Origin of the sequence: Dendrosporobacter quercicolus (genome assembly GCF_900104455.1) — a bacterium.
GTDB lineage: Bacteria > Bacillota > Negativicutes > DSM-1736 > Dendrosporobacteraceae > Dendrosporobacter > Dendrosporobacter quercicolus.
The window spans coordinates 41488-66204 of sequence record NZ_FNHB01000012.1; the positions used below are offsets into that span (position 1 = coordinate 41488).

A 24717-nucleotide genomic window follows, 5' to 3' on the forward strand; every position below is an offset into this window, starting at 1 on the left:
GGCAATCAAACAGAAAACTCTCCGGATCGGTTAAAATTATAAAATTTATTATTAGACAGCTCTGTCAAACAGGAGGCGGCATAAGTGTTTAACCCTTGGAACAAGATTGATTTGGAGATCTATGAACAGCATATGGCTGACCATGAAGTATACCAGCTCCAGGAACTAAATCAAATTACCAAAGAACAGTTGGCGGATAACGATTGCACCTATGTCGGCATCTGTGGTATAGCCGGCGGAAACGGCTTAGAGAATATTAACATCACGGACACAAACAGGATTTTTGCTATGGATATAAATGCAAATTATCTTAATACTTGCCGAAAAAGGTATTCGCATCTTGAAGGCCGCCTGGAGCTTATCCACTGCGATTTGCTGTCCGGGGAATTCACATTGCCGGCGACAACCTTACTGATTTGTAATCTAATCATAGAATATTTAGGCGAAGTTCCATTTCTGGATATGCTCAACAGGAATAAGGCCAAAATCGGCGTCGTCTCCTGTGTAATTCAAAAAAATAACCGGAATTCATTTGTTAGTGCCTCAAATTTTGCCAGTCACTTCGATCCATTGCAACCCATACATAATAATATTAACGAAGACCGCTTGAAAAGTATATTCAACGCTCATGGATTTACTTCTATCAAGCAAAAGAACTATGACCTTCCTAACGGCAAAGAGCTCGTTAGAATGGATTTTGATTGTTCCCGAAAATAACAGTGGATCATAACCCGAGCATCATACACTTAAAACAGCTATTCACCCAGGTAATAGCTGTTTTATTTATTTCCAAGTTCCCAGTGTATAACCACCATATCTGGATTCCACTAATTCATTCCAGTCCAACATTCCTCCGGCGCCAGGCATATTTTTTATGATGATATTCTGCCCAAGCTGCTGATAAGCCGCTTTTCCCAGCGCTCTCGCCATCATATCACTGGCGCCGCCGGGCGCAAACGGCACAATCAAGGAAATCGGCTTTTTGTCATATTTTGTAATAAAATAAAACCCCAGTCTCCATGTTCTGGGCGGAGTCTAAAAAAATTCTTTCTCTTTACTCAATCATTTGTTGACTTTTAATTATTTATAGATAATAATTATTATATAATATATATAATAATTTAGGAGAGGATAACATGAAGATCAGCATCCGTCAAAAAATTTTAGGAAGCTTCATAATCGTCATCATCATTGTGGCCCTGATGAGCCTGTTTACTTATTTCCGGATTGGGAGCCTGACAAACACTTTGCAGTCCAACGCCCAGACTGAGCTGCATAAAACCGAGTTAACGCAAGGCGTCGCCATTGATATCGCCAACGAAGCCGTTGCCATGCGCCGTTTCAATTTCACTGGCGATACCGGCGATATTTCCATTTTTGAGTCTTATAGCAGCCAGGCCGATGAGAAAATCACGTTGCTGGCTAATCTGATAGCAACAAAGCAAGGACAGGAAACACTTGAGGAAATTCGGCAGGCCAAAAAAGAATATGAACAAATCGCCCAAAAATCCTTTGAAGCAAAACGAGCCGACCACAACCAGGCAGTCACCCTCTACATGCAGCAAGCTGGCGATCCCTATAAACGAACGATGGATGCAGCCCACCAGTTGGTGAAAATTGAGGAAGAATTCGCCCGGGTCGTCGAACGAGAAAACCACGGACAAGTTGAACAAACCCAGTGGATTTTATTGATCGTCAATTTATTTGTTGGCGCTCTGGCTGTGCTGATTGCCCTGGCCATCAGCCGAAGCATCGCTGATCCTGTACGCCGTGTCGCGGAGGCCGCATCCCAAATCGCCGCCGGCAGTCTCCATATTGATGACGTAGTGGTCAAAACCTCGGATGAGATCGGCCTGTTGACGCAGACCTTCAATCATATGAAGCACTCACTGCGGGATATGGTCGGCCTGGTTAAAAATAACGCCGATGCGTTGGCGGCTTCCAGCCAACAGCTCTCTGCCTCGGTGGAGGAGCAACTGCAAGTATCGGAAAACATGGCTAAGACGATTACCGACATCGCCGCAGGCGCCGACCAAAACATCAATAACATTACCAATATCTCCGCCGTCATGCAGGAGGTCAGCGCCGGAGCGGAGCAAATGAGCGCAAGCGCCGCCCAAATTAACAACGATACCCATGCCGCAGTTGGAGACGCCGGTCATGGCATGCAGCTCATTCAACAGCTGGTCGTTCAAAATGAAACCATTGAAAAATCGATGACCGCTATCACGGGTGTAACCTCTTCCCTCAGGCAAGGCTCGGAAAATATACAGCAAATTGTCACAACCATCCGCAGCATTGCCGGGCAAACCAACCTGCTGGCTCTCAATGCCGCTATTGAAGCGGCAAGAGCCGGCGAGGCCGGCCGGGGCTTCGCGGTCGTAGCCGAGGAAGTCCGCAAACTAGCCGAACAAAGCGCCGCCGCTACCAGTCACATTGAGACCATCATCGGACAAATGACCACCGACATCCAGTTCACCGTCAATGTTGTCGCTAAGGCCAATGCCGAAGTAGCAACCGGCAAGCAAGCCGCCGTTGAAACCCAGCAGGGCTTTGAGGCGATTATTGGCAAATTGGACCATGTAGGCACCGGAATTGAACAAATTAGCCGGGCGGTCGAAGAAACGGCCCAGGGCATGCAGGCGATCGTCGCCAATATTCAGGATATCAGCCATATCGCCGAGCAAACCAACGCCAACACGCAGACGACAGCGGCAGCGGCGGAAGAGCAAAGCGCCAGCCTCCATGAGATCAGTTCAAGCGCCGAAACTTTGTCCACGATGGCGGTCGAACTAAATGGTATTGCCGCCAAATTCCAGCTTTAGCCCTTAACAGGATTCCAGATACTGATAAAAACTCAATTTCAAAAAATCCATTTAATAAATTTGGTTGCCCGAGAAAACAACCTTTATAGGCAAAAGGAGGAACCTGTAAAAATTACCAGGTTCCTCCCAGGCTGTAGACAAAGTCAAAGTCTACAGCCTTTCTATGACAACAAGGCGCAAAGTAGTACATATTATGTCGAAACAAAATAAAAAACCCCGCACCACCGTTAGGCAGCGCAGGGCAGTAATCATGAGAAGCCCGGAAACCGATGCTCCAGGTGATCTGATTATTCAATAACCGTTACATAAATTTGATCCTGTTTGCTACCGTCAATCGTCTGTACGGTTACCAGTGTTAAACCTTTTGATAGCGCTGTCACCCTCGTTTGCACTGTATTACTCGGATCGACAGCAGCTACCTCCGGCGTTCCAGATGTCCAAACAACCCCTTCTGCTGAATCTTCCAAATTAAAAACCGATTCCAACAGGCAACTTTCCCCTGTCTTTAGCAAAATCGACAGCCGGTATTTATCACCTTCACCTTTTGCGACCACTTTTACTCGGGCAAAGTCATTCCATTCGCCATTGATTGTTTTTACTTTAATATGTGTGTATCCTTCGGCATGCGCTGTCACCATACCGGTTGAATCAACAGAAGCGACACTTGAAAGATTGGAAGACCACTCCAAATTGGGGTCGCCTGCCATCTCAGGCAGAACGTTGCCAATGAGTTGAATCTGTTCATCCACTTCAAGTACGATGTGTAGTTCGAGAGGATTCTCGGCTTCTTCTCCATCATTATTCCACGCTAAGAAACCTTCTACTGGATATTGGAACGGTGTTGCGCCAAAATTGGCAGTGACAGTAGCTGCTCCATAAACATCTGTACCGTTACTAACAAACGGATAAATAGTTGTACCCAGGTCTTTAATATCGCTAAACGCAATACCTTGACTGACACCATTTTTGAAAAGTTCTAATGTTCCGTTATCAATATCGACAGCTATCCCTGCGCAATCACCTACTCCAAAACTTTCCGCATAGTTATTTGCCCCTGGATATTTTTTCCCATTATAAGCGAAAAAATAGCGACCATTTAAATCTATATTACTGCGAGTTAAGTTTTCGTTTGCTATTCCCATAAATAGTCGGATACCTACAGTCTGAATCAGTTCGAAATAGTACTTACCTTTACTGTGGCCTATTGTTCCAAGAACCAAAGCTGACTGATTTGGCAAATACGCTGTCAAGTCACCATCTGATAACGTAGTATTTGTTGACTTGTTGTTTGGATCCCACGTACATATTGACATAATAATTATTCCCCCGTTTTTTTCTAAGAAGCCGACATAGCCAAGGACTCTGATTTAAGTTGTGTGTTTCCTGTATATCGGCTCTCATTATTTATCCGTACACCCAAAGAGCGATTTCTGCAGATATCTTTATTGAATGTACATGGATTTACTGACAGCTGTCTGACCAGATCACTGCCACCATTATTCGAACAAATGTTCCGACGAAGTACCTTTACTTCATTAATAGATACCCGCCAACCCCGACGCCCACTATCCACAGCAGCCTCTCCTTCTTACGGGCGGACTTTTCTTTGTCCATTTCATTCTTATGCACCACTGCCTGCTTCTCAAGCTCCTGATTCGCAATCAGCCGCGCCTGAGCATTGGCCATCTCGGTGACATCAATCCGGGCCGTAGTCGTCGAAGTCAAACGCAGCTCACCATTCTCGCCTAATTTTACCTCTGGCTGGCCGGTCACATTCGGCACCTCGACCTCCTGCCCATTCACAACAGCAATCACCTTACCCTCCCGCTCCACGAACGACAGCACGGCGCCCTGCTGAGAAGGATCCTGTACAGCTACCTCCCGAACTGTCTCAGTTGTGGTGTGGATGACTTGCGGCGGCAGCGTGACAGTCTGCACTTGAGCGACGGCAGCCTGATTGGCCTGCTCAATGATGTGCTGCTTCCACTGCTGATATTCTTGCCTGCCCCAAAGCAAAAGGGCCAGCACAATAGCCAGCCCTACGATGTATTTCCAGTTATGCATTATGAAAACTCTTGCCCGATCCATCTACTTATTCCTCCCTTAAAATAGCAGTCACAGTCGATTCTGGCCGCTCTAACGGTACATCAATTTCAGTTCCATCCTTGACCGGCACGTAATCGGTTACATTGCCATCAAGCAGCACCATCTGCAAGGATTCAGCCTTGGTGTTATCCGGCAGCACGTATATGCCACCCGTTTAGATTAATGCGCATGGATTCCCACTCTTATCTTTATCCGTACATCTTGACGCGATTTCATGCAGAAATATTTTATATTTATAACAAGTAATCCGGTTGACGATACTTTTATCTCGCATTTGCCAATACGAAAACGTCTTCCCCTACCCACTTTATTTCCATTTTTATTCCGTTTGTTCTAAAGGAGCGCGACAAACTTTTGTATCTTGATGCGGATATATTGTGTCTCCAAAAAATATCTGAATTAGTTCATCTGGATATGGGAAAACATTTAACGGCTGTTGTTTCCGATGTTTTATCAGTTGCGCGCAGGCAGTCAGAAGCCCTAAATTTGCAGAGTGAATGTTATTTTAATGCAGGTGTATTGCTAATCAATGTTCATCAATGGCTAAAACAGAATATATCAGAAAAAGCATTATCCCTCCTTTCCGACCGTTCGAAAAACTATGTCTTTTTGGACCAAGATGCTTTAAATTTAATTTTGGATAATGCAAAAAAATTCTACCTCAAAAGTGGAATTTTATTTCTGAAAAACATGAGAATACTAGCTTTCCTAAAAACACTATATTACTGCACTGCGCCGCAAATCCAAAACCATGGGGCATCTTTTGTGACAAAAAATATAAAACCATCAACTTTATTCTCATTATGAAAGTTTGTCCCCGTGGTCTGGGCTCCCGCTAAGATCACCATCTATACCTTCCGATGCAAGAATATATTCTGAAAAGTTTTTTACTGAAGGAAATATATATTCTGGAATATTGTGGTATTGTAAATATTTAAAATGAAATTTATAAAGTCAGGACCACCCGTATAACGGGTGGCTTGATTACGCCCTATAAGGGCATGATGCTAGTTGAGTCTCAAGGCTCACTGAAAAGTCCACCAACCGCATAACTTTTTCAGTCAGCCCTAAAGGGGCTCTTTTTATGACTTTTTCACCGCTTCACCCGTAAACTGGTCTATCAATTCTGTTAAGCTTAACTAATGGATTCCCCACGCCTTATCTTTTATCCGTACATCTGGGCAGGTTTCATGCAGAAAAATTTTAGTTTTGAGTAAATAAATAAGCACAAGCAGACAATTATCTACCTGTGTTTGAGCTGATTTAAAAATAAAATTCTGTTGTGTAAAATATAGTTGAAAATATTTTGTAATACTATTTATATCTCCCAATTAAAATTCTTTACTGCTTTTTGGCAAAGCATCTCCAATTGATTGGGCCATGGAATTATTTTGATTTGTTTAAGTCTGCGCCACAGCATTAATTCAAATAAAAACGGCGGTCTACGCATAATAGCTCCCGGTAAATTTAAATCTTCTGCTATACTATCTATTTTAGGTGTATTTGAGCGAAAATAAATAGCACGAGTTCCAAAACATAATGCTGCAATTGTATAATGAAAACGACCAGATACTAGTAATTGGGAGTGTTTTATGACTGATAGCCACTCAGTGAAGCTAGTTGCATTAATTAACTGGAGATCAGGCAGCGCACTTTTTAAGCTATCATAAACTCGCGGTTCTTCATGGTTGATACCTTCTTCCTTAGAACCGACAAGATATACAAATCTATAATTAGGAAATGATCTTAATAATTGTCTCGCAATAATTTTCGATCTATCTAGCTTATAATTTACAGCACCTGAGATGCATATATAAGGCTTCTTGATATACCCCTCTGGGATTTGGTCATATACATTTTTAATTGATAAAGGTAAGCTATCAAAAGCTTCGACACACTCGACACCTAGTTTATTATTGATAATATGAGTGGAGCGTCTTTCTCTTGCTGCAACATAATCGCAACTAGAATAACCCGCTTTGTAAAAATCAAGAACATCAGACCGCCATGTATTTGGATAACAGGAATGATTGATTAAATATACTTTTTTGCCAAAGAAATTCTTTCCTGCATACGCTAAATAAAGTAACGTTCGTGGAGCATTTCGAAAATCATGAATAGTTCCTTCCCCATTAATAACTATGGTGTTACACTGCTCTATTTTTGCTGCTAACTCAGAATAGGTATGAGTAAAATAGTTCTTGTCTTTAAAAGCCGAAGAGCTTTTTACTACATTTGGCAATGAATGGACTTGATAGACTGGCAAAGATTCAATATTTGCTGCACCTTTTGCTAGTAGCTGATCCTTAATTGCTCGTGAGGTTCCGTAACATCCCCAATGGTATACATCCTCTGTGTCATTTAAAAGCAAGACTGATTTAGTAATAATAAAGCCTCCTAAATACAACATTTAATGCTTGATTTCTACTTTTATACCGCTATTTCTCCATATTATACCATAGTTATTTATAAACAGGTAACTATATAATTTAAGCCAGGGTCAGTAATAAGTGTACCGCCCTGGCTTAATCTTATAACAAGTAATCCGTTATTCCTCTAGCTATTGCCCTGGCAAACTCATCCCGCTTGGCCTGATCAGCAAGCATTTTTTCATCCTCCGGGTTACCGATAAACGCTAACTCCACCAAAGCTGCTGGGCAAGCAGTATTTTTCAGCACATAAAATCGGTCCGTTTTAACTCCGCGATCTACTGTGCCAAGATTGTTGACAATCTGCCGCTGTATGCACCCTGCCAGCTTCTCACCTGGCCCGCCAAGCGAATAACAATAGGTTTCGGTTCCCTGCGCCGCCCGATTTACCGCTGCATTACAATGGATACTAACAAATAAATCAGCTCCAAACCGGTTAGATGCATCTGTGATTTGATACAGTTCATTCTTCTGTACTTCTAACACGTCGGAACCAATATTCCTTAGATAACCCGCCACCCGCTGCATAACATCCTTAACAACAACTGCCTCCTGCAGACCAGTTGCCCCTACTGCCCCGGAATCGAATCCAGGGCAGTGACCTCCGTTAATTGTCATTTTCATGATACTCTCTCCTTTTCCAATCCGATATGATCTTCAATAACGTCAACCCGGTCTTTGATATCACCAACATTCTGATTAATGCAGACCATGGTATTGTTAATGTTGTTTAGGGCTTCCGTCTGCTTAGCAAGCGTATTGTTCACTAAATCGCCCAGCCGTTCTTCCCTGACCTGGGCATCATCCATGCTGCGATTGAAAAACTCCTGCTGCCGGTCAGCTTGCTTGTCGGCCTTGCGGACAACATAAGCCAACAGTGGCAGAAAACATATGACAAATAAAATAAACCCGATTAAGTTCGGGTTTTGTACGATGTATGGTATTAGTGATATGACTTGTGTTGGCTCCATTACTTTCATCCCTTTCCTGGTAAAATTACACGGCGCGCTTATTTTTAAATATCATTTTTAGTAATATACCGCCTTACTAAATTTTTCCCAAATGAAAATCTGTTAAAACATAACAGTTTACGTTAAACTTATCTTTAGATATTATTAATATTTTAGGGGATGCTGTCATGGATTTTGAGAAAGTCATTGCAGATTCAATAGTTAAGAATGGTCAGTTTTGCTCGGAAAATGCCGCTAATAAGGATCAAATCAGCATCGGTTTTGGGATTAACGCCAAATATGCCCGACCTTTGGGCGTTACGATCACTTCGATCGCAATTAATAATCCTGAACTTTTTCTGGATTTTCATATTTTTGCTACTTCTATAGAACAAGACGATTTAGACCGCTTAAAAAAACTCAGGCACTCAATTTACCAATATCCTTATTACCATTTATACGGTTGACGATCTTTTATCTCGCATTTGCCAACACGAAAATGTCTTCCCCTACCCACTTATTTCCGTTTTTTTATTCCGTTTGTTCTAAAGGAGCGCGACAAACTTTTGTATCTTGATGAAGATATATTGTGTCTCCAAGAAATATCTGAATTAGTTCATCTGGATATGGGAAAGCATTTAGCGGCTGTTGTTTCCGATGTTTTATCAGTTGCGCGTAGGCAGTCAGAAGCCCTAAATTTGCAGAGTGAATGTTATTTTAATGCAGGTGTATTGCTAATTAATGTTCACCAATGGTTAAAACAGAATATATCAGAAAAAGCATTATCCCTCCTTTCCGACCGTTCGAAAAACTATGTCTTTTTGGACCAAGATGCTTTAAATTTAATTTTGGACAATGCAAAAAAAATTCTACCTCAAAAATGGAATTTTATTTCTGAAAAACATGAGAAGACCAACATTCCTAAAAACACCATATTACTGCACTGCGCCGCAAATCCAAAACCATGGGACATCTTTTGTGACAAAAAACACAAACCCATCAACTTTATTCTCATTATGAAAGTTTGTCCCCGTGGTCTGGGCTCCCGCTAAGATCACCATCTATACCTTCCGATGCAAGAATATATTCTGAAAAATTTTTACTGAAGGAAATATATATTCGGGAATACTGTGGTATTGTAAATATTAAAAAATGAAATTTTTAAAAACCAGGGGCAGTTAGTATACTCTCTTGGTTTTTAATCCGGCTTTACCGGCCAAACCGGGTTATCCGGATCGCATGTTTCCGGCATGTCCCTAAGCGTCTGGCGGTGAGCTTTCCACGCTTCTCGCTGCACTTCTGTAATCGGGTAATCTGGCGTCATATACTTGTCGGATTCAGCCAAAAACTGGTCGCGTTTTGCCCGAATTGCGGCCATTTTTTCTTCGGTTGTTGGCGCATATGGCGGCTTTTTGACTGGTTTGCCATCTTCACCACGAGTATATTGATTCGTGGCATACAACGCCTGTTCTTCGTCAGTGATCGACACAAAACCCTGATCCAGATATGGTTGTAATTCTTCTTCGTTGGTAAAGTGGACGCTAAGGGCGATAGAGGTTTCACGTTCGTTCTTCCCATTAAATTTTGCATAATAGTTATTCATTTTTATCAAGTCCCTTCTTTAGTTTCCGACTGCAATCCAATATACTCGGTCAGCGTCCCCATTTCTGACATTTATACGATAGTGCGTGTTTGATCTATACGTTACTGCTGGAGGATTACTGGATGGCTCCCAGATTTCGCTAGTTTCTTTACCTTTTATTGAGGTCATAGTAAAACAAGCGTTTGGGAAAGCAATGGGGAAAGATTGACGTTGATTAAATACGGTTGTATTACCCCATTGTATTATTAATCCATTACTAAATTTCTGATACCCAGTTTCAGCAAATAAATGCCCAGAATCCCCTAAGGCACTGCCCAGCGCCGTGGCAATAGACAAATTCCCCGAACCGTCAAAGCTGCCGCTGCCGGTTATCGCGCCAGTAAGCGCAATCGTCCTGGCAGCCGCCAGCTTAGTAGCATTTGCCGCAAGAGTGCAATTTGCCGGCACGATATTGGCTGTGCCATCAAACGCGGTACCGCCAATCGTTCTGGCAGTCGCCAACTTTGTCGCACTTGCCGCCAAGGTGCAGTTTGCAGGCACAATATTAGCCGTCCCGTCAAAGCTTGTGCCGCCGATGGTTCTGGCTGTCGCCAGCTTCGTGGCCGTCCCCGCATTGCCGCTGACACTGGTCTGCACCGGATGACGGTGATCGCCCCGCGCATACAGGCCGTTATCCGTGCCTACTGCCGCAGTACCCGCTGCCAGCGGCGCTGCTGCCGTAGCTTTGGCATGACCATAATTGCTGGCGCTTGACACGCCATAAGTCGTTGCGGTTGAAGCATGCGCAGTCGGCGTCATGCTGGTTGGCGCACCGCTGATATTGCCGTAAGCAATCTTCGGCCCCTGCCCCGCTGTCCCATTATGACTGTGGCCGGAGGTGCCGAACAAGGCCCAAAGCTGGGCCAGGGTTGCAGCCGGGGCATCATACCAGTTAGTAGCGCCGGTAATTGCCTTAATTTTCCCGGCCAGCCAGGATAAGAGTTGGGTTAGCGTTCCCGCATTGGCCGGAGACGCCAGCGCCTGGTTGACCGTCCGGCTGCCAATGGCCGCGTCATTCGCGGCCCCGGCCGCAAGTCCGGCGCTGGTAATCTTCGGCCCGTTCCCGGCAGTGCCGTTATGGTTATGGCCGCTTGTCCCTAATTTGGCGTCCAATACATCCATGTTGGCGTTTAAATCATCAATGTTAACAACGTCAGTACCTTCCGGCTTATTTAAGCTTAAATTCGGTGTTTGTTTCATTTTTGCTTATCCTCCATATACGCGTAATTGGCTCCATGTTCTGGCGCCTGCTTCGTTCCAGTCAATCGGCAGCAGCATGTTCCAGACCGTGTAAGTGTAGCTAATGCTATACCCCAGGTGCGCTGGCTTGATTTCATCCAGCATATTTAAAAATCCCGCCATGTTCGGCGGGATTCCCAATACCCCGATGAATTTGACTTCAAACCGGTATTCGTCATTGTATTCAATAACGTCAACCTCACCGCCGGAGAAGGCTTCGGCAACACTTTTGATTCTTTCCTTAGTGGATGTTCCTGATCCCCTGAGCTTGGCCTGGATAATTTCCCTGCGCCGTTCATAAGAGTTACTGCGGTCGGTGGCAAGCCCCAATTCATATTCCCAGTAGCCCAAGCCCCAGGTGGCCGTTTTAATAAAGAACTGGTCTAATAAATTTGGCAGGCCATAATATCGCAAAGCCCCGACATCCCCGGCCAGCACGCCCTGTAGTTTCAGCATTTCCGGCGATTCGTGGTAATACCAGGGCAGGTAGCGCATCAAATCCGGAATTTCATAGTCCGACTGCCCGGCGTCTGCGCCCAGGTCGCTATAGAGGAAGGCAGAGTATAAAAGTTTTCCGTAGGCCATGTTACACCCCCTTGAGTTGGTTCCAGGTTATCCCGCCTGTTGGGAAGGGGAAAGAAGCCGGGATCTGATCCTGGAAAGCAATCAGCCTTCTTGTCGCTCCGGCTGACCAGCCGCCAACCGCCCATTGATTGTCAGTGTCCAAACCGAAGTAGGCGGCATAAACGCCGGGGCGATGAAACGCCATAAAGGCCGCGCCTGATCCGGCAGCTGTCATTACTATCCCGCCAAGATTGTTGGCCGCATTGCCAATGCCGGTTGTTTGCCCATAGGAAAAAACCGGCCGGGATGATGATAAACCGCCAATCGGCAGATATTTGCCGTCCGCTTCGGCCTTGGTATAGACGCTCGCCGGCGCATGCGCGGCTTGACTGTGATCATAGGCCACTTTGCCCCGGTCGCCGCGGTAAGCCGTTGTCGACGTTTCACCCAAGGCCAACGAGGATTTGCCTTGCCAGGCCGCTTTTTCGGCATCCGTCACAAACCGGTAATCGGCGCTTTGAGTAATTTCGGCCGCGTTATGGCCGTGAATGCTGGGCGGGTAGGCGCTTGGCTTGCCGGTTACGCCTGTCCAGGGTACAGCCCCCGCTGTCCCGGTGATGGATGCAGGCAATATACCGCTGGCATTCAGCCGCAGTACTTTATTGGCCGACGCCGTGGCAACCACTTCGGATGAATTTAGTTTCTGCCCAATTAGGCTGGTCATTGTAGCCGAAAAGTTCGGATCATTGCCCAGGGCATTTGCCAGCTCATACAACGTATCCAGCATTTCCGGCGCGCCGTCCACCATGGCAGCAATGCTCTGGTCAATGTAGTTGGTCAGGACTGTTTTCAAAGCCTGCAGGCGATTGGCTACGTCATGGGCGTCATTGGCGTTAGCGGTATGGGTGTTCAAATTGCCCTGCACCGCATTAGCCTTGCTTGTGGCGTCACTGGCTGCTGTACTGATAGCCGTATTCTTGGCCGCATCGGCCTTGGCTTGCGCCCCGGCAGGGGTCTCCGCGCCGATCTGGGCGACGGTAACGCTGTGCGGATTGTTTTTGTTGGCGGTATGACTGTTCACACTGGCCTGCACCGCATTAGCCTTGCCTGTAGCGTCAAGCGCGGCAGCGGCAATGGCGTTGGCCTGGGCGGCACTGGCTTTGGCAGTCGCATCCTGCGCCGCCGCGCTAATTGCCGCAGCTTTGGCGGTGTCCGCTTTCGCTTGTGCGCCATCCGGTGTTTCCGCGCCGATTTGCGTGACTGTTACCCCATGCGGATTTTGCTTGTTGGCAGCATGGGCGGTCAGCCGGTTGTCGAGCTGCGCGACGGCTTTATCATTGGCCGCTTTATACCGCTCCACTTCCTCTTGCGTGGCGGTCATGGATTGTTGCAGCCCGTTTACATCATCGGCCTCAACTGTGTCGCCCGGCGTTTCGTAAGTCACATAAACTTTTGCCACATCGGCAAATACTTTGATATGCCGCCGCCAGGGCGTTTCCGCCGGTACGGAAATGATATAGTTAATGATCTCCTGCCCGGTCAGCTTGGAACCGGTGTATACCCGGATACTATTATTGGTGATGTTGTCATGGGCCAGCAGGCCTTCATATTTACTGGCTGTAATGGGCAGTTCTTCTTCCATGACATAGACGCTGCCATCTGTCTTTTTGTTGAGTTTGGCCGGAAATTGGTCAATCTCTAAAGGATAGGCCATATGTTACACCCCCAGATCAATATTGCCCAAAACTGGAATTTCCTCGCCGGACAGGGCAACATTGGCGGCAGCGCCGTTTAAGGTCAGGCCGCTGTAGTCGTCCACACCGGGAATACTGAGCAGTAATGTGCCGATTCGGGCATGGCTGACATAGCTGCTGGAAAAAGCAATTTCTTTCAGATAACCGTCAACCGCTGACAGGAAAGCGTCATACACGCGCTGCAGGGCAATGGCCGGTGCCAGGGTGACGGCAGCCGTCACAATGATGGCCTTGCCGGTCGCTGAAACGACCGTGACGGTTGCGCCAATGGGCCGGACGGTTTCCAGGTATTGGGCGACAGTGGTTACCAAGGCCGGTATGGCCGGCTGCATGTCGGAATCAGCAATCGCTATTTTTACTGTCCCGTTGCCATTCCACAGCGGGAATACTTTGGCATCGCCCACTCCGGCCACCTCCCGCGCCCATTGTTTGTAATGATAGATGTTGCCGCTGGTGATCGGCTGCCGCACCCGGAAGTGATACCGTTCACGCAGGGAATCGTCAGTTTCTTCATCCTCGCCAGGTGTGAGAATGTCGGCCAATTCCGCTTTGGCCAAGCCATCGGTGTAATCGACCGGCACCATGTTGCCGAACGGGATATTTCCCGCAGCGCCGGCTGTCTCACATTGCAGGGTGAACTGGCCGGCGCTGATTTTTTCTACTGTGACATAATGCAAACCTTCCAGGGTAAACCGGGAACCAAGCGGAACATCCATAGCCGCATTACTGGCGGTATAAAAAAAGCCCTTACGCAAGGCATAAGTGGCGGCAATCCGGTCTATCCCCATTTCGGCCGCTCTCATGGCTAAATATTCAGCGCGAGAGGTGTCAGCAAAAGCCAATTGCAGGTTAAGGTCTAGTTCAATATAGGCCTGGGTTAGCTCGGCAGCGGCCGGCGCTAAGGCGTCATAAATGACGCTGCCTTCCCGCTTATCCAGCGTGTTGGGCACCAGGCCCAACATACGCTGTAAGATAGTTTCATAAGTCATAGCTTCATACATGATTGAATTGCACCTCCTTGCTCAACTCCAGTGTGCCTGCAGTTGTCACCACCGTGAATAGCGCCGTCACATCACCTTTCTTGTGGCTGAGCTGAAAGTCCGTGACATCGCTTATTCGGTCATCGTACAGCAGCGCTTCTTTGATGCGCCGCGGCAGCTCCGAATAGACATACGGCAACGGCTGTCCAAATAGAGCCTCTAGCTCAATGCCATAGCCCCAGCTGTAGATGATATAGCGGTATCGCTCCGTACTAAGGATTTTATAACAAGCCTGCTCAATCGCCTCCAGATCATTGGTATAGTTGCGAATGGTTTCATCCTCAAAGTTCATTTTGTAGGTAAGATTAGGATATTGGACCTCTTGAATATCCTGTAAAAAAGTTGTCTTGCCGGCAACCGGTATCAAACAGCATGCACCTCCTTCACAGCCACTGCCCACGCAGATGGGTATGCGCAAATACGCGTCCCAGGACAATAAACGCCTGCCCGCCTTTCTTTTGCAGCATGAATACCTTTTCGCCCACCTGCAGGCCGTTGTAGACAGTGATTTTTTTGCGCCCTTTATAATCATGGTCATGACCGGCAAATTCGGCGTAACCCCCGCCGCCGGCTCTAATCTCAGTGACATGGCTGACTTCAATATCCACTTCATAATCCCGAACAGCGTCTGTAAGCCAAAGATATTCCGCGTCCAGAATTTCCTGCTGCTCGGTCTTGATTGTGAGCGGATTAACCGTTTCCACCGTCCCCACAATCCAGTCAGAGGGATAGCCGGCTTCAACAGCTGAAACCGCCGCTTTTTTGATAAGGAAAACAACGTCCCGGTCAGGCATTGATCACACCACCCCGGATTTCCAGGTCCATGGTATGCTCATTGTCCTGAAAATTATGAGTAACTTTGTCCACCAGCATATAGTGCTGATTAAGCACAACGTCACCCAGATCTAAGGATACGCCGATCGCGCTGCCGCCTCTGACGCGAGTGTCGCCAAGCGCGTTTTTAATGGTCAGGCTGCGTGTGGCCTGGTTGTAGGTTTTTAGCAGCTGCTGGACCAGCGTAACCGCGTTGGCGACCTGCTTATCGTCGATGGATTCGCAGTATTGCAGGAGCCCCCAGCGGGCGATGCTTTGGCTGTTGAGTATGATATAGGGCTCCCGCTTCTGCGTTTCCTCGTTATCGAAATATAGTTTGATTTTGTTATAGGTATCCCGGTCAATGCTGGATGTATAGGTAAAATCTTCGGCAGTTTCCGCATCGATCAGGATATCCACCCGCATGTTCCTGGCATTCTGCAGCATTAGCCTGCCGAAATCATCATAGAGGACATAGACCTCGCCGGTGGCCTTCCGCGTCAAATCTAAGGCCGTCAGGATGATGTCAAACAGGGTTTGGTTGTTGTCGCGCCGGCGCGGGATCGTGTAGCCGGTGTTTTCTATTTCACCGGGTTCCAGGCCAAAATCTGCCGCAATGCTTCTGATCACTTCATCGGCCCGCAGATTGGAGTAGTTTTTAATTTCCTTGTTTTTTAGATAGCGCAGCTGATCATACGCAGTAACCGTGATGATCTGATCTTTATTTCGGATTTTTGTAAAAACGTAGCCGGCAAACATGTTTTTGTTGTCAATGCTCATCTTTACGGGATCGCCCTCGGCAAAATCCAGCATCGCATCATTTACCGCTTTAAAGGACAGTCTTCCCGGAACGCCCTTGCGTTCCCACTCCAACTGAACGCCATCGCAGACGACCGGCTGATAAATTTTGTCTGTACTTCGATTTTGAATCATTAACTGGACTGTCGGCATCGCATCACCCGCTTTCAAAAATATTCAAATGCTTTCACTCTAATTTTAAGACCGCTCCCTTGATCACCTTATTATCCCGAATGCCGTTTGTTTCAGCCACGCTGCGCCAGTCCAGGCTGCCGCCCGCGGCCCGCCGGCAGGCCTCCCACAGTGACATATTTGCGGCAGCCTTGTAAGCCTTGGGTACTTCCTTCGTTGTTGGCCGCGTTTTTTTAACGGTTGCTACCTCTTCGCCCTTTTCATTTTTGGTGATCATCAATTCCTTGGTTGCATAAGGCCGGTACTGCTTAAACCGCATCGGTACCTGCCAGTCAAAGCCGTATTCCGAGCTTTCATTGACGCTGTATTCTTCCAGCGTGACCAACAGGTTCGTATCGGACAAATATTCGAAGTTCTGTCCAAACCGGGCAATAATGAGTCGAAACGGCTTATGATTCAGTTTCAGCTGCTCGAAGCCGGCAATATACTCTTTTCCATAAGTAATCCCCAGCGGCAAGCCCGACATTCTGGTGATAAAGGTAGCTACGCCATAAACAGCAAAGGGATAAAATTGATTCGGCATCATCACTTCAAAACTGATCTCCGTCAGTCCCGGAGTTTTGATAATGTTGATTTCTCCTTCATTAATCAGATTGACGGTCTTATTCTTATTATTGATCTTAACCTCCAGCTTGGGAGGGGGAACCGGCAGTATTTTGTCATTGATAAAGAAATAATACATTACTCCTCATGCACCCCCTCTACCGCGTTAGAAATCCTCTCGCTGATGTACTGGCCCAGGCCGTCGATATACCCATCCAGATCGCCGCGATTATTCACCGTCGTTGACATGCCGGACATGTCGATTTTCACCGTGCTGTATTTGGTCTGGCTGATATACTCCCGGTCGGCGATATCCCGCATATACTTAATGTCTTCATCCAGAATGCCAAGTGCGTCCTGAATGCCCTTGGTGTTTTTGGCGGTTTCCGCGTTGGCCGGATCATAACTGGAAGTAAAATTATTGGTGTTCGGCAGTTCCGGTAAATCGAGCATTCCTCCGATTTCGCCTGTCAAATTCTCCATGAACGTGCCTTCGCGGATATAGCCTGACCATTTTTTTGCCCCCTGGAAGTCTACCGTGCCAACGTGATCTATTGTCCCGATGTTCGTACCAAATAAGGAATTTAAACCGCCTGCCGCCTTGTTGATAATGTCAATCAGGCCATTGATCATCCGGGCCATGGTATTGACACCGATCTGACAGGCGTCAATCATGAAATTCATCGCGTCAGCGAAAGCATTCCGGAGGTTTAAGCTGGCCAATCCCCAAACCGCAAGCGCGGCCACCATGACGCCGACAATTACAGCGGCGACTGCTAGCAAAGGCGCGGAAACAGCCCATGTCGCCACCGCCAGCAAAGTCTGAGCAACGGTCACGCCATGGGTAGCCATAGCCCACATTCCTTTCGCCGCGACTACAGCCAACACCAGCCAACGGTATGCTGCTATCACAGCATTAACTGCCGTAATTGCAGCAACCTGCATCCAGACATAAGCTGCAATCATTGCATCCGTAACTATATTGTAAAGCTTAGCAGCATTCAAGACTGCCCATCCGGCCGCCAGCCCCATAACGGCAGCCAATACAAAAGGTATCGCTGCCGTTATTGCTTGAAAACCAATAACGGCAATCGCCGTGACCCAGCTAAAGGCATATCCCAGTACATTTCCAACAACAGAGGCCAGCCAGCTAACACCGTCAATCACCCCGGCAATCGCTGTACCGATAACCAGCAGCACCGGATACAGCCGGTTCAGCATACTGTGCAGATTTTTATTGTTGGCAATCCGGCCAACCGCCTCCCATACCGGCGTAAATGCCTGATAGGCCACATTCCCCGCCATAGTGAACGCCTGGCTGAATGTCACCGGCAGTTTCTCAAACGCAGCGTTTGTTTCAGCAGCCGCGGCCAACATCGCCGACTTGACAATCTCTGAGGTAATCCGGCCCTCGTCCGCCATTGTCTGCAGCTCGCCGGTAGAAACATTCAGGTATTTTGCAATGGTCTTAACAATCGTCGGCGCCTGATTCAGTACTGCGTGCAAAGCCTCGCCGCTTAGCACGCCGGCACCCATGCCCTGCGTCAGCTGCAGCATTGCTGTCTGAATGCCGGCGGCGGAGGTGCCTGATATGGCAAACTGCTTGTTGACCTGCTCCAAAAAGGTAATTATTTCCCGATTGCCGGAAAAAGCTTCTCCGGCCAGCACGCCCAGGTTGCCGGCTGCGTCGGCCATTGCCTGATAAGCAACCCGGGCATTCATGGCCGAATGGAAAATCATGTTCTGCAATTGCGCCGCAGACTGCAGACCGTCGTTCATCACCGCCAGCCGGGCTGCTGTCTGCGCATATTCATTCGCCAGGCTCATGACGGACAGTGCGGTTTGTATATTGGAAATAGCGGCAACTGCCCTGCCCGCCGCTTTAACCGCCAGGCCGGCAAAGCCCGTCATAAAGCCGCCAGCCTGCTGAACGGCATTTCCCCCGCCGGTAAAACCGCTGTTGAGACGGTTCACTGCGCCTGCCACGCCAGCTAGTGCCGTATCCGTATGTGCTGTTGCCGCCTGCAGGTTATCCAGGCCGCTGGTCAGTTGGCGGGTAGAGCCGGTCATGTGTTGAATGGTGTTGGTAAATTTATCTCTCAGGGCAATCACGGTTTCCAGTGTGGCCATACTATCACCTCCTGCGTCGCCGGCCGGACATCGTTTTGCCTGTCTTTTTCCCGGCTGCTTTTGCCGCCTGGGCTTCTTTTTCCATTTTGTAGACTATGGCAGCCATAATAAAAGCGCGGTCTTCCGCCGGCAGGGCAAAGAACACACTGGGCGTAAGATGAAGCTTGTGCAGGCAGAAATAGAGGACGTTCGCCCAAACGTCCCCGCCTGCAATTAGTTTTTTACTGTCTTGATCTTTTCGTCCATGCCGACTTCAAAGCCGGAAATTTGCTGAATCACATTGACCAGTTCATTGACTTCGCCCGGCAGCAGCATAGCCCGCAGCGTGGCAATTTCGCCTACGCTGCCCCAGGAATCCTGCAGATCCTCCGCTTTCAGATTGGGATAAACGACAGATGCCTTCAGCATCTCATCACGTACTTTGGCATTGTCGGTGACAACCAGCAGATTGCGGGGGTTATCCGGGCTGGGCACTTTCTTTTTGGCCTTGTCTAAAATTGCTTCGAATTCCTCGCTGGTCAGAGGCCTGAGTTCCCACTCCAGCGGGGTCCCTGCCGCGTCCAGAAAGCGTTCCGATGCCGCGTATTTTACATTTTCAACCGGGATAGCGCTTTCCTTAAAAAACGACTTCATATCCATTATTGTGTAACCCCCTCAAGTTCCTTAAAGTTTTTGACAATCTCGAAATCTTCGAAAGTAAAATCAATGCTCTGCTCCAGCAGTTCCCCGTCGGCGTCAAACGCCGCAATGTCGCAGCCGTCAATATTGCAGTCTTTCAGAGTCACAATCCGGGATCCGGCATCGGACGCCGGATCTTCATTGACGACCATCATATCAAAATAAATGTCCAGACCGCTGTCCTTGGCTTTTTTCACCATATTGGTAAACAGCGCTGTATTTTGGTATACGGTCAGACTGCCGGTGCCGGTCATCGAAACCGTCTTATGCCCTTTCATCATCCGGCCTAAAATGGGAACTTCAACCTTTTCCTTTTCCACCGTCGCTGTCAAATCCTTAGCCTGCAAGGCAAGGTGGCGTTCCCCGTTGACCGTGATATAACAGCTGGCCAGCTTGGCCAGCAAAACATCCTTGGCATGCATTGTTGTTCTCATGTGTTTCATCCCCCTTTTCTTACCCTACAATGACCTGCATGTACAGCCGGTCCATTACCCCTACCGGTTCCACCGGGTCGGTGACCAGCACCGAGCCTTTTTCAAGACCTTTTTCCACAACAACGTCATCGGCGTTGAAGTTCTGAATGGCCCGGATACGCTCCAGTTCTTTATGATGGTAAATGATATTGGACTTGAACGACGCGCGGCCGATTTCATCATTGCCGACCTTACCCAGAAAGCTTTCATTAAACAATGTGGCAATGTCAATCGCGATTTGATCCAGAATGCGCACAACCTGGTTATTGCTGAAATCCTTGTTTTTCTCCACAGTGAAGCCGGTAAAGCTATTGACATCCTCCAGCACGCGAACGCTTTCCACATACTCGCCGCTGATACGCTTGCCAACACCGTGAAACACCACCTGCCCCAATTGCAGGTATTTGGCCAGTTCCGACTGTTTCAGATTCACATCCACCGTATATTCGCCGTCATAGGTGGCGTTGGTCAGGCTGGCATTAATGGCGCAGCCGGCTTCCGCTCCTCCCAGCCAGTACACCAGGCTGGCGGGTGAAGCGCCGGTGTCGGTGACATTGTTTCTGACCGAGATAACGCCCTCGTAATCGGCATTTTCCACACTATGCACGACCACCTGGAACTTCATGCCAACGTCATCGCGCATGCGCTTGGTATAAGAAATAAACAGGCTCTTAACAGTCGCTTCGGTGGACGGGCAGATCAGGATATTGAAATATTTCTGTTCGGCCAAGTCCAGAAAAGCCTGATAATCGGCGCCGGTCACGGCCCCGTTGGCGCCGCCGGTCAGTGGCGTACCGGCTGTCGCGGTCAATTCAAAATCGCGCTTGAAGACAACATAGTCATTGTCTTGAATAGCGGCCATGCTCGCAACCGTCTGGCGGTCAACCACCGTCTGCTCAAGATAGGTAAGAACCTCATAGCCGCCCTCCTGATCCAGGCTTTCCACAATGGAGACTTGCAAATCGTTGCCGCGGACGCCACTGTATTTGGCTTTGGCAATGGCATTTTCAGCTCTGGCTGCGCCACTGCCATTTATTCGAAAGAAATGACCTGTCTTGAGATGCAGGAACAGGTCGCGTAAAGGCCTCAGTTTTTCATGCGTATAGTCATAGCCAAAAATTTTCCTGCTGTCGGTCTGGAAATCGGCCTGACCAACCGTAAAGATTGCGCCTTCTACGCCCCAGTCCAGTTCGACGGGAATCGCCGCATAACCGCGGTCGGCAAAGTCGACGACCGGCCGGTTCTTACTTTTGAAATTGATATATGCGCCCGGCAGGACCTTGTTTTGAAACATCCATATTCCACCGCCCAATGCCATTAACGCTCACCTCCGTTGATTTGTTCGTTAAGCCTGGATTGCTTGAAATTGCGGACAATTTGATTAATCTCCGTTGCTGTGTATAACTGCCCGGGCGCTAATAGCGCCGTTAAAATATCCCGGTCTGCCCGATACCGCTCCGAGACGCATATCTGCTCCCGGGTATAGGCGGACACAGCCGGTTTTTCCGTTATTTTTGTCATACTAGTCTCCTTTCACCCGCTGCCGTTGGTCTAAAAATTCCATATAGGGCGCCGGGTCTTTCAGTTTTCGGATAAATACACTGTATTTCACAAAAAAATGCAGCACACCGTCAATCAGTTGGTGCTGCATATCAGTGCCCCGGATGAGCGAGCCGTTGACCGTAATGTACTCCAGGGCCAGGAAAAGGGCTTCGCCTGCAGCGGCCGCTTCACGGGCCGGCTTGGCTGCGTCTTCCGGAAAGTAGTGAATATCAAAAGAGTATTCGCGCCGGTATCTGTCACCGAAGTTATGCGCCTCGGCGTTCATCAGATTAACGATCCAAAAGCACGGCGGGCTAAGACCTTGTTCCGGTTCGTCGATATAGACCGGCCGGCCGGCATATTCGCCACCCAGGGCGCGGCCAATGCCGTCGATCATGTCAATGAGCATGAAAATCCCCTTTCTTGATCTATTGTCCCCTTAGCTCTTTTCAGCCAGTTCAGCTGCGATGCAATTGTTAATCCGTACGCAGCACGACCGGCCTGCCATTCAGCCAGATCATACAGTCATCACCTCCCGTTTGGGGTACGCTTTTACCTGCCTGCTGTCGACTAATTACCAGCAAAGCTAGCAGAGGCGTCCCTAATCATAAACATTTTTCAACTCCCTTCTCCTTACTATAATGCTTTGATGTGAGTGAGGCCGCTGGAGCTCTTCTTCATCCCAGGCTCTCACTAATGTCATACTATCACAGAAAAGCGGGGGTTTTAGTCCCCCTCTAAACTAAAACTTGCAATTTAGAATTGCTGCTATCCTTACGGCCAGCCCAACAATTTCATACCACATTTCCCTGATCTTGTTCTCCGCCGGACACTCTCCCGTAAGCTCGCCAAATCGCTGCTGCACCGGCGCAATCCAGCCTGGCCGGCCTCCGTCCGGCGACATGTAAAACCGGCATTCCTGGCGCAGTTCAAGCAATTGCCGCTTTTTAGGGCCGATAATAGCCTGTACACTCTCGACCACCCGCAGCCACCTGGCCGTGTCCGATGCATCATGCTCCGCCAGTTTGCAAACCATGCTTTCCACCGGCTTTCCAGGAAGCGATGAACGGCTGCCGCCAATGTTTTCATGCCTCTCCCCGGTACTGCTGAGCATTTCCTCACGGCGTTCATCGTAGCTGCGCTTGCGTGCCCGATAATAGATCAGCCAGTTTGCCGCCACTTGATTTTCTTTTTTCATTTGCGCTTTAATGTCTACTGCCTGCATTTCATTACCCCTCCTCCACAAAGTCTAGCAGAGCGATCAGCGTCGCTCCTTTTTTCGGGCTGTTTCGCTATTTATGAATAATCGTCCCAGGAAGAAATAAACCTCGCCTTATCTGAAAACAATTGCCTATTTGGTGACTAAAGTTTCAAAAAAATTTGGCAATGCTAAGAGGTCTGGTCAAAGCATTTAATCAGTAACAGCAGGTTCCTTTAAGCCGTTTCTATATACTGACGGCGCTGCTCCATGTTCCTTTGCCATTTCCGCCGTGGAATCATATTTCTATAAATAACATTTGTTATCCAATCGGTGACAAAAGTATCGTAACATTTGTTGTTTTTCTTGTCAACTATTCGGTAACATTTATATCATCAGCTAATTTTGTATTGATTTTGGTGACAAAAAATGCTATTCTTAATCTACTTTATTGCATGAGGGGATTTTATGATATTAACATTTGGTGATAAGTTAAAGAAAATTCGAACTGAGCGGAATATGTCTCAAGAAGAGTTAGGCGAATTGCTGGGCACATCCAAACAGGTAATCAGCCGCTATGAAACCAACCAAAGAACCCCTAAAATTACAGTTGTAGAAGAGTACGCAAGAAAATTAAATGTTCCTTTGGAATATTTAGTAAATCATTCTATACCTGAAATCTCAGGGATTTCACAATTAAAGACTACAACACCCCCCGCCACCCCCAACCCGCTTCCGCCCCTCACCGCCAAAGACGAAAGAAGTATCAAAAAACGCCTTGAGTCTATCCTGACCGATCTAACGCCGGGCAACAGCGGCCTTGCCTATTATGACGGAGACGAGCCAATGTCAGACGAAGACAAGGAACTCCTTCGTATCTCCCTTGAAAATACTATACGTTTAGCTAAACAGATGGCAAAACAAAAATTCACTCCAAAAAAATATCGGAAATAGCCTCACGGGAGGGCTTCTGTATAATGATAAAAAATATTGTAGTGGAACTAGTGAAGAAGTATAAAACCAATTGTCCATTCGCACTGGCAAAAGAATTGAACATCAATATTACCTATGAACCTTTAGGCCAAACAATGGGCTATTACACTAAGGATTTCCGGATTAAATTCATTCACATCAACCAGCATCTTATAAAAAAAGAACGCATATTCACCTGCGCTCATGAGCTGGGCCACGCTGTTGTACACACCAATGTCAACACGCCATTCTTAAAACGTCATACACTGTTTTCCGTAGCAAAAATCGAGCGAGAGGCCAATACCTTTGCCGTAGAGCTTTTGCTGCCTGACAGTACATTGCAGGAATATCAGGAAGCCTCTTTATATACTTTGGCCGATATCGCGGGAATACCAAAGAAATTGGCTGAACTAAAAAAATTTTAACCGCTCAAACCAAACATATGTACGATAAAAATTATTTATCTGACGATATGCGCCGCTATTTACCCTCGTTATTCATCAAACAATCAGCGTGAGGAGTCTATTTCAGCTCAGCTTCGTGGGGACTATTGCCACGCTAAGAAATATGCCATCGTCAACGAATATACGATGAAGCCAAGACTGGACGCAATGATGACCGCCCCGGATACTAGACCATGCTTAGGGACGTGCAAGCCGTTTTTTTTGATTTTTTGCGCCGCATCTTCGAAAGGCTACCGGCTTTCCTTTTGATTTTGCCGCTATTCTTCTTGAAATTCGATTTTTGATGCCTTAGCACACTGAAGTGTTCGTCTTTTCGCACAGCCTGACGTTCCTTTTTTGGCACTTTTATTTATCTTGCACAGTAT

28 protein-coding genes and 2 pseudogenes are annotated in these 24717 nt (G+C 47.5%); 7 read left to right on the forward strand and 23 right to left on the reverse strand.

Annotation, left to right across the window (positions count from 1 at the left end; all coding sequences use genetic code 11):
- Nucleotides 1-132 precede the first annotated feature (132 nt).
- Nucleotides 133-717, forward strand: a complete 585-nt coding sequence (locus BLR06_RS16700) for a hypothetical protein (RefSeq protein WP_175455991.1) — start codon at nt 133-135, stop codon at nt 715-717.
- Between the two features lie 66 nt (nt 718-783).
- Here BLR06_RS16700 and BLR06_RS16705 read toward each other — a convergent pair whose 3' ends face one another.
- Complete coding sequence (locus tag BLR06_RS16705) at nt 784-933, reverse strand: tripartite tricarboxylate transporter substrate-binding protein (RefSeq protein WP_173813046.1); 150 nt, start codon at nt 931-933, stop codon at nt 784-786.
- A gap of 203 nt (nt 934-1136) precedes the next feature.
- On the opposite strand from BLR06_RS16705, the gene BLR06_RS16710 reads away from it, so the two are divergent.
- Complete coding sequence (locus tag BLR06_RS16710) at nt 1137-2825, forward strand: methyl-accepting chemotaxis protein (protein WP_092074737.1); 1689 nt, start codon at nt 1137-1139, stop codon at nt 2823-2825.
- A 287-nt stretch (nt 2826-3112) separates the two neighbouring features.
- Here BLR06_RS16710 and BLR06_RS16715 read toward each other — a convergent pair whose 3' ends face one another.
- The 3 genes from BLR06_RS16715 to BLR06_RS19610 form a co-directional block, all read right to left on the reverse strand.
- Nucleotides 3113-4138 carry an Ig-like domain-containing protein gene (locus tag BLR06_RS16715; protein ID WP_092074738.1) on the reverse strand — a complete coding sequence of 342 codons (1026 nt, stop codon included), beginning with the start codon at nt 4136-4138 and terminating at the stop codon, nt 3113-3115.
- Nucleotides 4139-4352: 214 nt separating this feature from the next.
- Nucleotides 4353-4913, reverse strand: a complete 561-nt coding sequence (locus BLR06_RS16720) for a hypothetical protein (protein WP_092074739.1) — start codon at nt 4911-4913, stop codon at nt 4353-4355.
- Nucleotides 4914-4917: 4 nt separating this feature from the next.
- Nucleotides 4918-5070: a hypothetical protein gene (locus BLR06_RS19610; RefSeq protein WP_173813047.1), complete on the reverse strand. Its 153-nt coding sequence runs from the start codon at nt 5068-5070 to the stop codon at nt 4918-4920.
- 140 nt (nt 5071-5210) lie between these two features.
- Between BLR06_RS19610 and BLR06_RS16725 the strand changes: the two are divergent.
- A pseudogene (locus tag BLR06_RS16725) lies at nt 5211-5738 on the forward strand (glycosyltransferase family 8 protein); the annotation flags it as partial.
- A 4-nt stretch (nt 5739-5742) separates the two neighbouring features.
- On the forward strand, nt 5743-5874 hold the full coding sequence (locus BLR06_RS20410; protein ID WP_092074741.1) for a glycosyltransferase family 8 C-terminal domain-containing protein: 132 nt from the start codon (nt 5743-5745) through the stop codon (nt 5872-5874).
- A 375-nt stretch (nt 5875-6249) separates the two neighbouring features.
- Here the strand turns inward: BLR06_RS20410 and BLR06_RS16740 are convergent, their stop codons facing one another.
- The 3 genes from BLR06_RS16740 to BLR06_RS16750 form a co-directional block, all read right to left on the reverse strand.
- Nucleotides 6250-7341, reverse strand: coding sequence for a polysaccharide pyruvyl transferase family protein (locus BLR06_RS16740; RefSeq protein WP_092074743.1), 1092 nt, complete (start codon nt 7339-7341; stop codon nt 6250-6252).
- 121 nt (nt 7342-7462) lie between these two features.
- Nucleotides 7463-7984, reverse strand: a complete 522-nt coding sequence (locus BLR06_RS16745) for an N-acetylmuramoyl-L-alanine amidase family protein (RefSeq protein WP_092074744.1) — start codon at nt 7982-7984, stop codon at nt 7463-7465.
- Complete coding sequence (locus BLR06_RS16750; RefSeq protein WP_092074745.1) at nt 7981-8331, reverse strand: SNARE domain-containing protein; 351 nt, start codon at nt 8329-8331, stop codon at nt 7981-7983. Before BLR06_RS16750 ends, BLR06_RS16745 begins: the two co-directional genes overlap by 4 nt.
- A 167-nt stretch (nt 8332-8498) precedes the next feature.
- Here BLR06_RS16750 and BLR06_RS16760 point away from each other — a divergent pair.
- Nucleotides 8499-9362, forward strand: a pseudogene (locus tag BLR06_RS16760) (glycosyltransferase family 8 protein).
- Nucleotides 9363-9508: 146 nt separating this feature from the next.
- Here the strand turns inward: BLR06_RS16760 and BLR06_RS19830 are convergent.
- The 16 genes from BLR06_RS19830 to BLR06_RS16840 form a co-directional block, all read right to left on the reverse strand.
- A complete protein-coding gene (locus BLR06_RS19830; RefSeq protein WP_217636929.1) occupies nt 9509-9913 on the reverse strand; it encodes a tail fiber assembly protein in 405 nt (134 codons plus the stop codon).
- Between the two features lie 18 nt (nt 9914-9931).
- The gene (locus tag BLR06_RS19615) at nt 9932-11152 is read right to left on the reverse strand and encodes a gp53-like domain-containing protein (RefSeq protein ID WP_173813040.1); all 1221 of its coding nucleotides are present in this window, start codon (nt 11150-11152) and stop codon (nt 9932-9934) included.
- A 6-nt stretch (nt 11153-11158) separates the two neighbouring features.
- On the reverse strand, nt 11159-11776 hold the full coding sequence (locus BLR06_RS16775) for a putative phage tail protein (RefSeq protein ID WP_092074748.1): 618 nt from the start codon (nt 11774-11776) through the stop codon (nt 11159-11161).
- 1 nt (nt 11777) lies between these two features.
- The gene (locus tag BLR06_RS19835; RefSeq protein ID WP_217636930.1) at nt 11778-13469 is read right to left on the reverse strand and encodes a hypothetical protein; all 1692 of its coding nucleotides are present in this window, start codon (nt 13467-13469) and stop codon (nt 11778-11780) included.
- Nucleotides 13470-13472: 3 nt separating this feature from the next.
- A complete protein-coding gene (locus BLR06_RS16785) occupies nt 13473-14510 on the reverse strand; it encodes a baseplate J/gp47 family protein (RefSeq protein ID WP_092074749.1) in 1038 nt (345 codons plus the stop codon).
- Complete coding sequence (locus BLR06_RS16790; RefSeq protein ID WP_245698205.1) at nt 14503-14916, reverse strand: DUF2634 domain-containing protein; 414 nt, start codon at nt 14914-14916, stop codon at nt 14503-14505. The genes BLR06_RS16785 and BLR06_RS16790 overlap by 8 nt, the downstream gene beginning before the upstream one ends.
- Before the next feature lie 16 nt (nt 14917-14932).
- Nucleotides 14933-15343 carry a DUF2577 domain-containing protein gene (locus tag BLR06_RS16795; RefSeq protein ID WP_092074750.1) on the reverse strand — a complete coding sequence of 137 codons (411 nt, stop codon included), beginning with the start codon at nt 15341-15343 and terminating at the stop codon, nt 14933-14935.
- Nucleotides 15336-16313: an XkdQ/YqbQ family protein gene (locus BLR06_RS16800; protein WP_092074751.1), complete on the reverse strand. Its 978-nt coding sequence runs from the start codon at nt 16311-16313 to the stop codon at nt 15336-15338. The genes BLR06_RS16795 and BLR06_RS16800 overlap by 8 nt, the downstream gene beginning before the upstream one ends.
- A gap of 34 nt (nt 16314-16347) precedes the next feature.
- Nucleotides 16348-17034, reverse strand: coding sequence for a hypothetical protein (locus tag BLR06_RS16805; RefSeq protein ID WP_092074752.1), 687 nt, complete (start codon nt 17032-17034; stop codon nt 16348-16350).
- A complete protein-coding gene (locus BLR06_RS16810; RefSeq protein ID WP_092074753.1) occupies nt 17034-19025 on the reverse strand; it encodes a tape measure protein in 1992 nt (663 codons plus the stop codon). The genes BLR06_RS16805 and BLR06_RS16810 overlap by 1 nt, the downstream gene beginning before the upstream one ends.
- A gap of 213 nt (nt 19026-19238) precedes the next feature.
- A complete protein-coding gene (locus BLR06_RS16815) occupies nt 19239-19664 on the reverse strand; it encodes a phage tail assembly chaperone (RefSeq protein ID WP_092074754.1) in 426 nt (141 codons plus the stop codon).
- Nucleotides 19664-20137 (reverse strand): phage tail tube protein, encoded by a 474-nt coding sequence (locus tag BLR06_RS16820; RefSeq protein WP_092074755.1) that lies wholly within the window; start codon nt 20135-20137, stop codon nt 19664-19666. Before BLR06_RS16820 ends, BLR06_RS16815 begins: the two co-directional genes overlap by 1 nt.
- A 19-nt stretch (nt 20138-20156) precedes the next feature.
- Nucleotides 20157-21494: a phage tail sheath family protein gene (locus BLR06_RS16825; RefSeq protein WP_092074756.1), complete on the reverse strand. Its 1338-nt coding sequence runs from the start codon at nt 21492-21494 to the stop codon at nt 20157-20159.
- Nucleotides 21494-21697 carry a hypothetical protein gene (locus BLR06_RS16830; protein ID WP_092074757.1) on the reverse strand — a complete coding sequence of 68 codons (204 nt, stop codon included), beginning with the start codon at nt 21695-21697 and terminating at the stop codon, nt 21494-21496. Before BLR06_RS16830 ends, BLR06_RS16825 begins: the two co-directional genes overlap by 1 nt.
- 1 nt (nt 21698) lies before the next feature.
- Nucleotides 21699-22127, reverse strand: coding sequence for a phage tail terminator family protein (locus BLR06_RS16835; protein ID WP_092074758.1), 429 nt, complete (start codon nt 22125-22127; stop codon nt 21699-21701).
- 333 nt (nt 22128-22460) lie between these two features.
- Nucleotides 22461-22943 carry a hypothetical protein gene (locus BLR06_RS16840; RefSeq protein WP_092074759.1) on the reverse strand — a complete coding sequence of 161 codons (483 nt, stop codon included), beginning with the start codon at nt 22941-22943 and terminating at the stop codon, nt 22461-22463.
- A gap of 441 nt (nt 22944-23384) precedes the next feature.
- Here BLR06_RS16840 and BLR06_RS16845 point away from each other — a divergent pair, with 441 nt between their 5' ends.
- The gene (locus BLR06_RS16845; RefSeq protein ID WP_092074760.1) at nt 23385-23870 is read left to right on the forward strand and encodes a helix-turn-helix domain-containing protein; all 486 of its coding nucleotides are present in this window, start codon (nt 23385-23387) and stop codon (nt 23868-23870) included.
- Between the two features lie 23 nt (nt 23871-23893).
- The gene (locus BLR06_RS16850; RefSeq protein WP_092074761.1) at nt 23894-24313 is read left to right on the forward strand and encodes an ImmA/IrrE family metallo-endopeptidase; all 420 of its coding nucleotides are present in this window, start codon (nt 23894-23896) and stop codon (nt 24311-24313) included.
- Nucleotides 24314-24717 lie beyond the last annotated feature (404 nt).

Bases quoted from the DNA above. Each gene is read 5' to 3' on its own strand.
- BLR06_RS16800 (WP_092074751.1), bottom strand. From the start codon at position 16,313: ATGCCGACAGTCCAGTTAATGATTCAAAATCGAAGTACAGACAAAATT.
- BLR06_RS16715 (WP_092074738.1), bottom strand. From the start codon at position 4,138: ATGTCAATATGTACGTGGGATCCAAACAACAAGTCAACAAATACTACG.
- BLR06_RS16815 (WP_092074754.1), bottom strand. From the start codon at position 19,664: ATGGATATGAAGTCGTTTTTTAAGGAAAGCGCTATCCCGGTTGAAAAT.
- BLR06_RS19830 (WP_217636929.1), bottom strand. From the start codon at position 9,913: ATGAATAACTATTATGCAAAATTTAATGGGAAGAACGAACGTGAAACC.
- BLR06_RS19835 (WP_217636930.1), bottom strand. From the start codon at position 13,469: ATGGCCTATCCTTTAGAGATTGACCAATTTCCGGCCAAACTCAACAAA.
- BLR06_RS16775 (WP_092074748.1), bottom strand. From the start codon at position 11,776: ATGGCCTACGGAAAACTTTTATACTCTGCCTTCCTCTATAGCGACCTG.
- BLR06_RS19615 (WP_173813040.1), bottom strand. From the start codon at position 11,152: ATGAAACAAACACCGAATTTAAGCTTAAATAAGCCGGAAGGTACTGAC.
- BLR06_RS16745 (WP_092074744.1), bottom strand. From the start codon at position 7,984: ATGAAAATGACAATTAACGGAGGTCACTGCCCTGGATTCGATTCCGGG.
- BLR06_RS16835 (WP_092074758.1), bottom strand. From the start codon at position 22,127: ATGCTCATTGACATGATCGACGGCATTGGCCGCGCCCTGGGTGGCGAA.
- BLR06_RS16720 (WP_092074739.1), bottom strand. From the start codon at position 4,913: ATGGATCGGGCAAGAGTTTTCATAATGCATAACTGGAAATACATCGTA.
- BLR06_RS16845 (WP_092074760.1), top strand. From the start codon at position 23,385: ATGATATTAACATTTGGTGATAAGTTAAAGAAAATTCGAACTGAGCGG.
- BLR06_RS16785 (WP_092074749.1), bottom strand. From the start codon at position 14,510: ATGTATGAAGCTATGACTTATGAAACTATCTTACAGCGTATGTTGGGC.
- BLR06_RS16825 (WP_092074756.1), bottom strand. From the start codon at position 21,494: ATGGCATTGGGCGGTGGAATATGGATGTTTCAAAACAAGGTCCTGCCG.
- BLR06_RS16850 (WP_092074761.1), top strand. From the start codon at position 23,894: ATGATAAAAAATATTGTAGTGGAACTAGTGAAGAAGTATAAAACCAAT.
- BLR06_RS16810 (WP_092074753.1), bottom strand. From the start codon at position 19,025: ATGGCCACACTGGAAACCGTGATTGCCCTGAGAGATAAATTTACCAAC.
- BLR06_RS16820 (WP_092074755.1), bottom strand. From the start codon at position 20,137: ATGAGAACAACAATGCATGCCAAGGATGTTTTGCTGGCCAAGCTGGCC.
- BLR06_RS16750 (WP_092074745.1), bottom strand. From the start codon at position 8,331: ATGGAGCCAACACAAGTCATATCACTAATACCATACATCGTACAAAAC.
- BLR06_RS16795 (WP_092074750.1), bottom strand. From the start codon at position 15,343: ATGCCTGACCGGGACGTTGTTTTCCTTATCAAAAAAGCGGCGGTTTCA.
- BLR06_RS16705 (WP_173813046.1), bottom strand. From the start codon at position 933: ATGATGGCGAGAGCGCTGGGAAAAGCGGCTTATCAGCAGCTTGGGCAG.
- BLR06_RS16830 (WP_092074757.1), bottom strand. From the start codon at position 21,697: ATGACAAAAATAACGGAAAAACCGGCTGTGTCCGCCTATACCCGGGAG.
- BLR06_RS16805 (WP_092074752.1), bottom strand. From the start codon at position 17,034: ATGTATTATTTCTTTATCAATGACAAAATACTGCCGGTTCCCCCTCCC.
- BLR06_RS16840 (WP_092074759.1), bottom strand. From the start codon at position 22,943: ATGCAGGCAGTAGACATTAAAGCGCAAATGAAAAAAGAAAATCAAGTG.
- BLR06_RS16710 (WP_092074737.1), top strand. From the start codon at position 1,137: ATGAAGATCAGCATCCGTCAAAAAATTTTAGGAAGCTTCATAATCGTC.
- BLR06_RS16700 (WP_175455991.1), top strand. From the start codon at position 133: ATGGCTGACCATGAAGTATACCAGCTCCAGGAACTAAATCAAATTACC.
- BLR06_RS16740 (WP_092074743.1), bottom strand. From the start codon at position 7,341: ATGTTGTATTTAGGAGGCTTTATTATTACTAAATCAGTCTTGCTTTTA.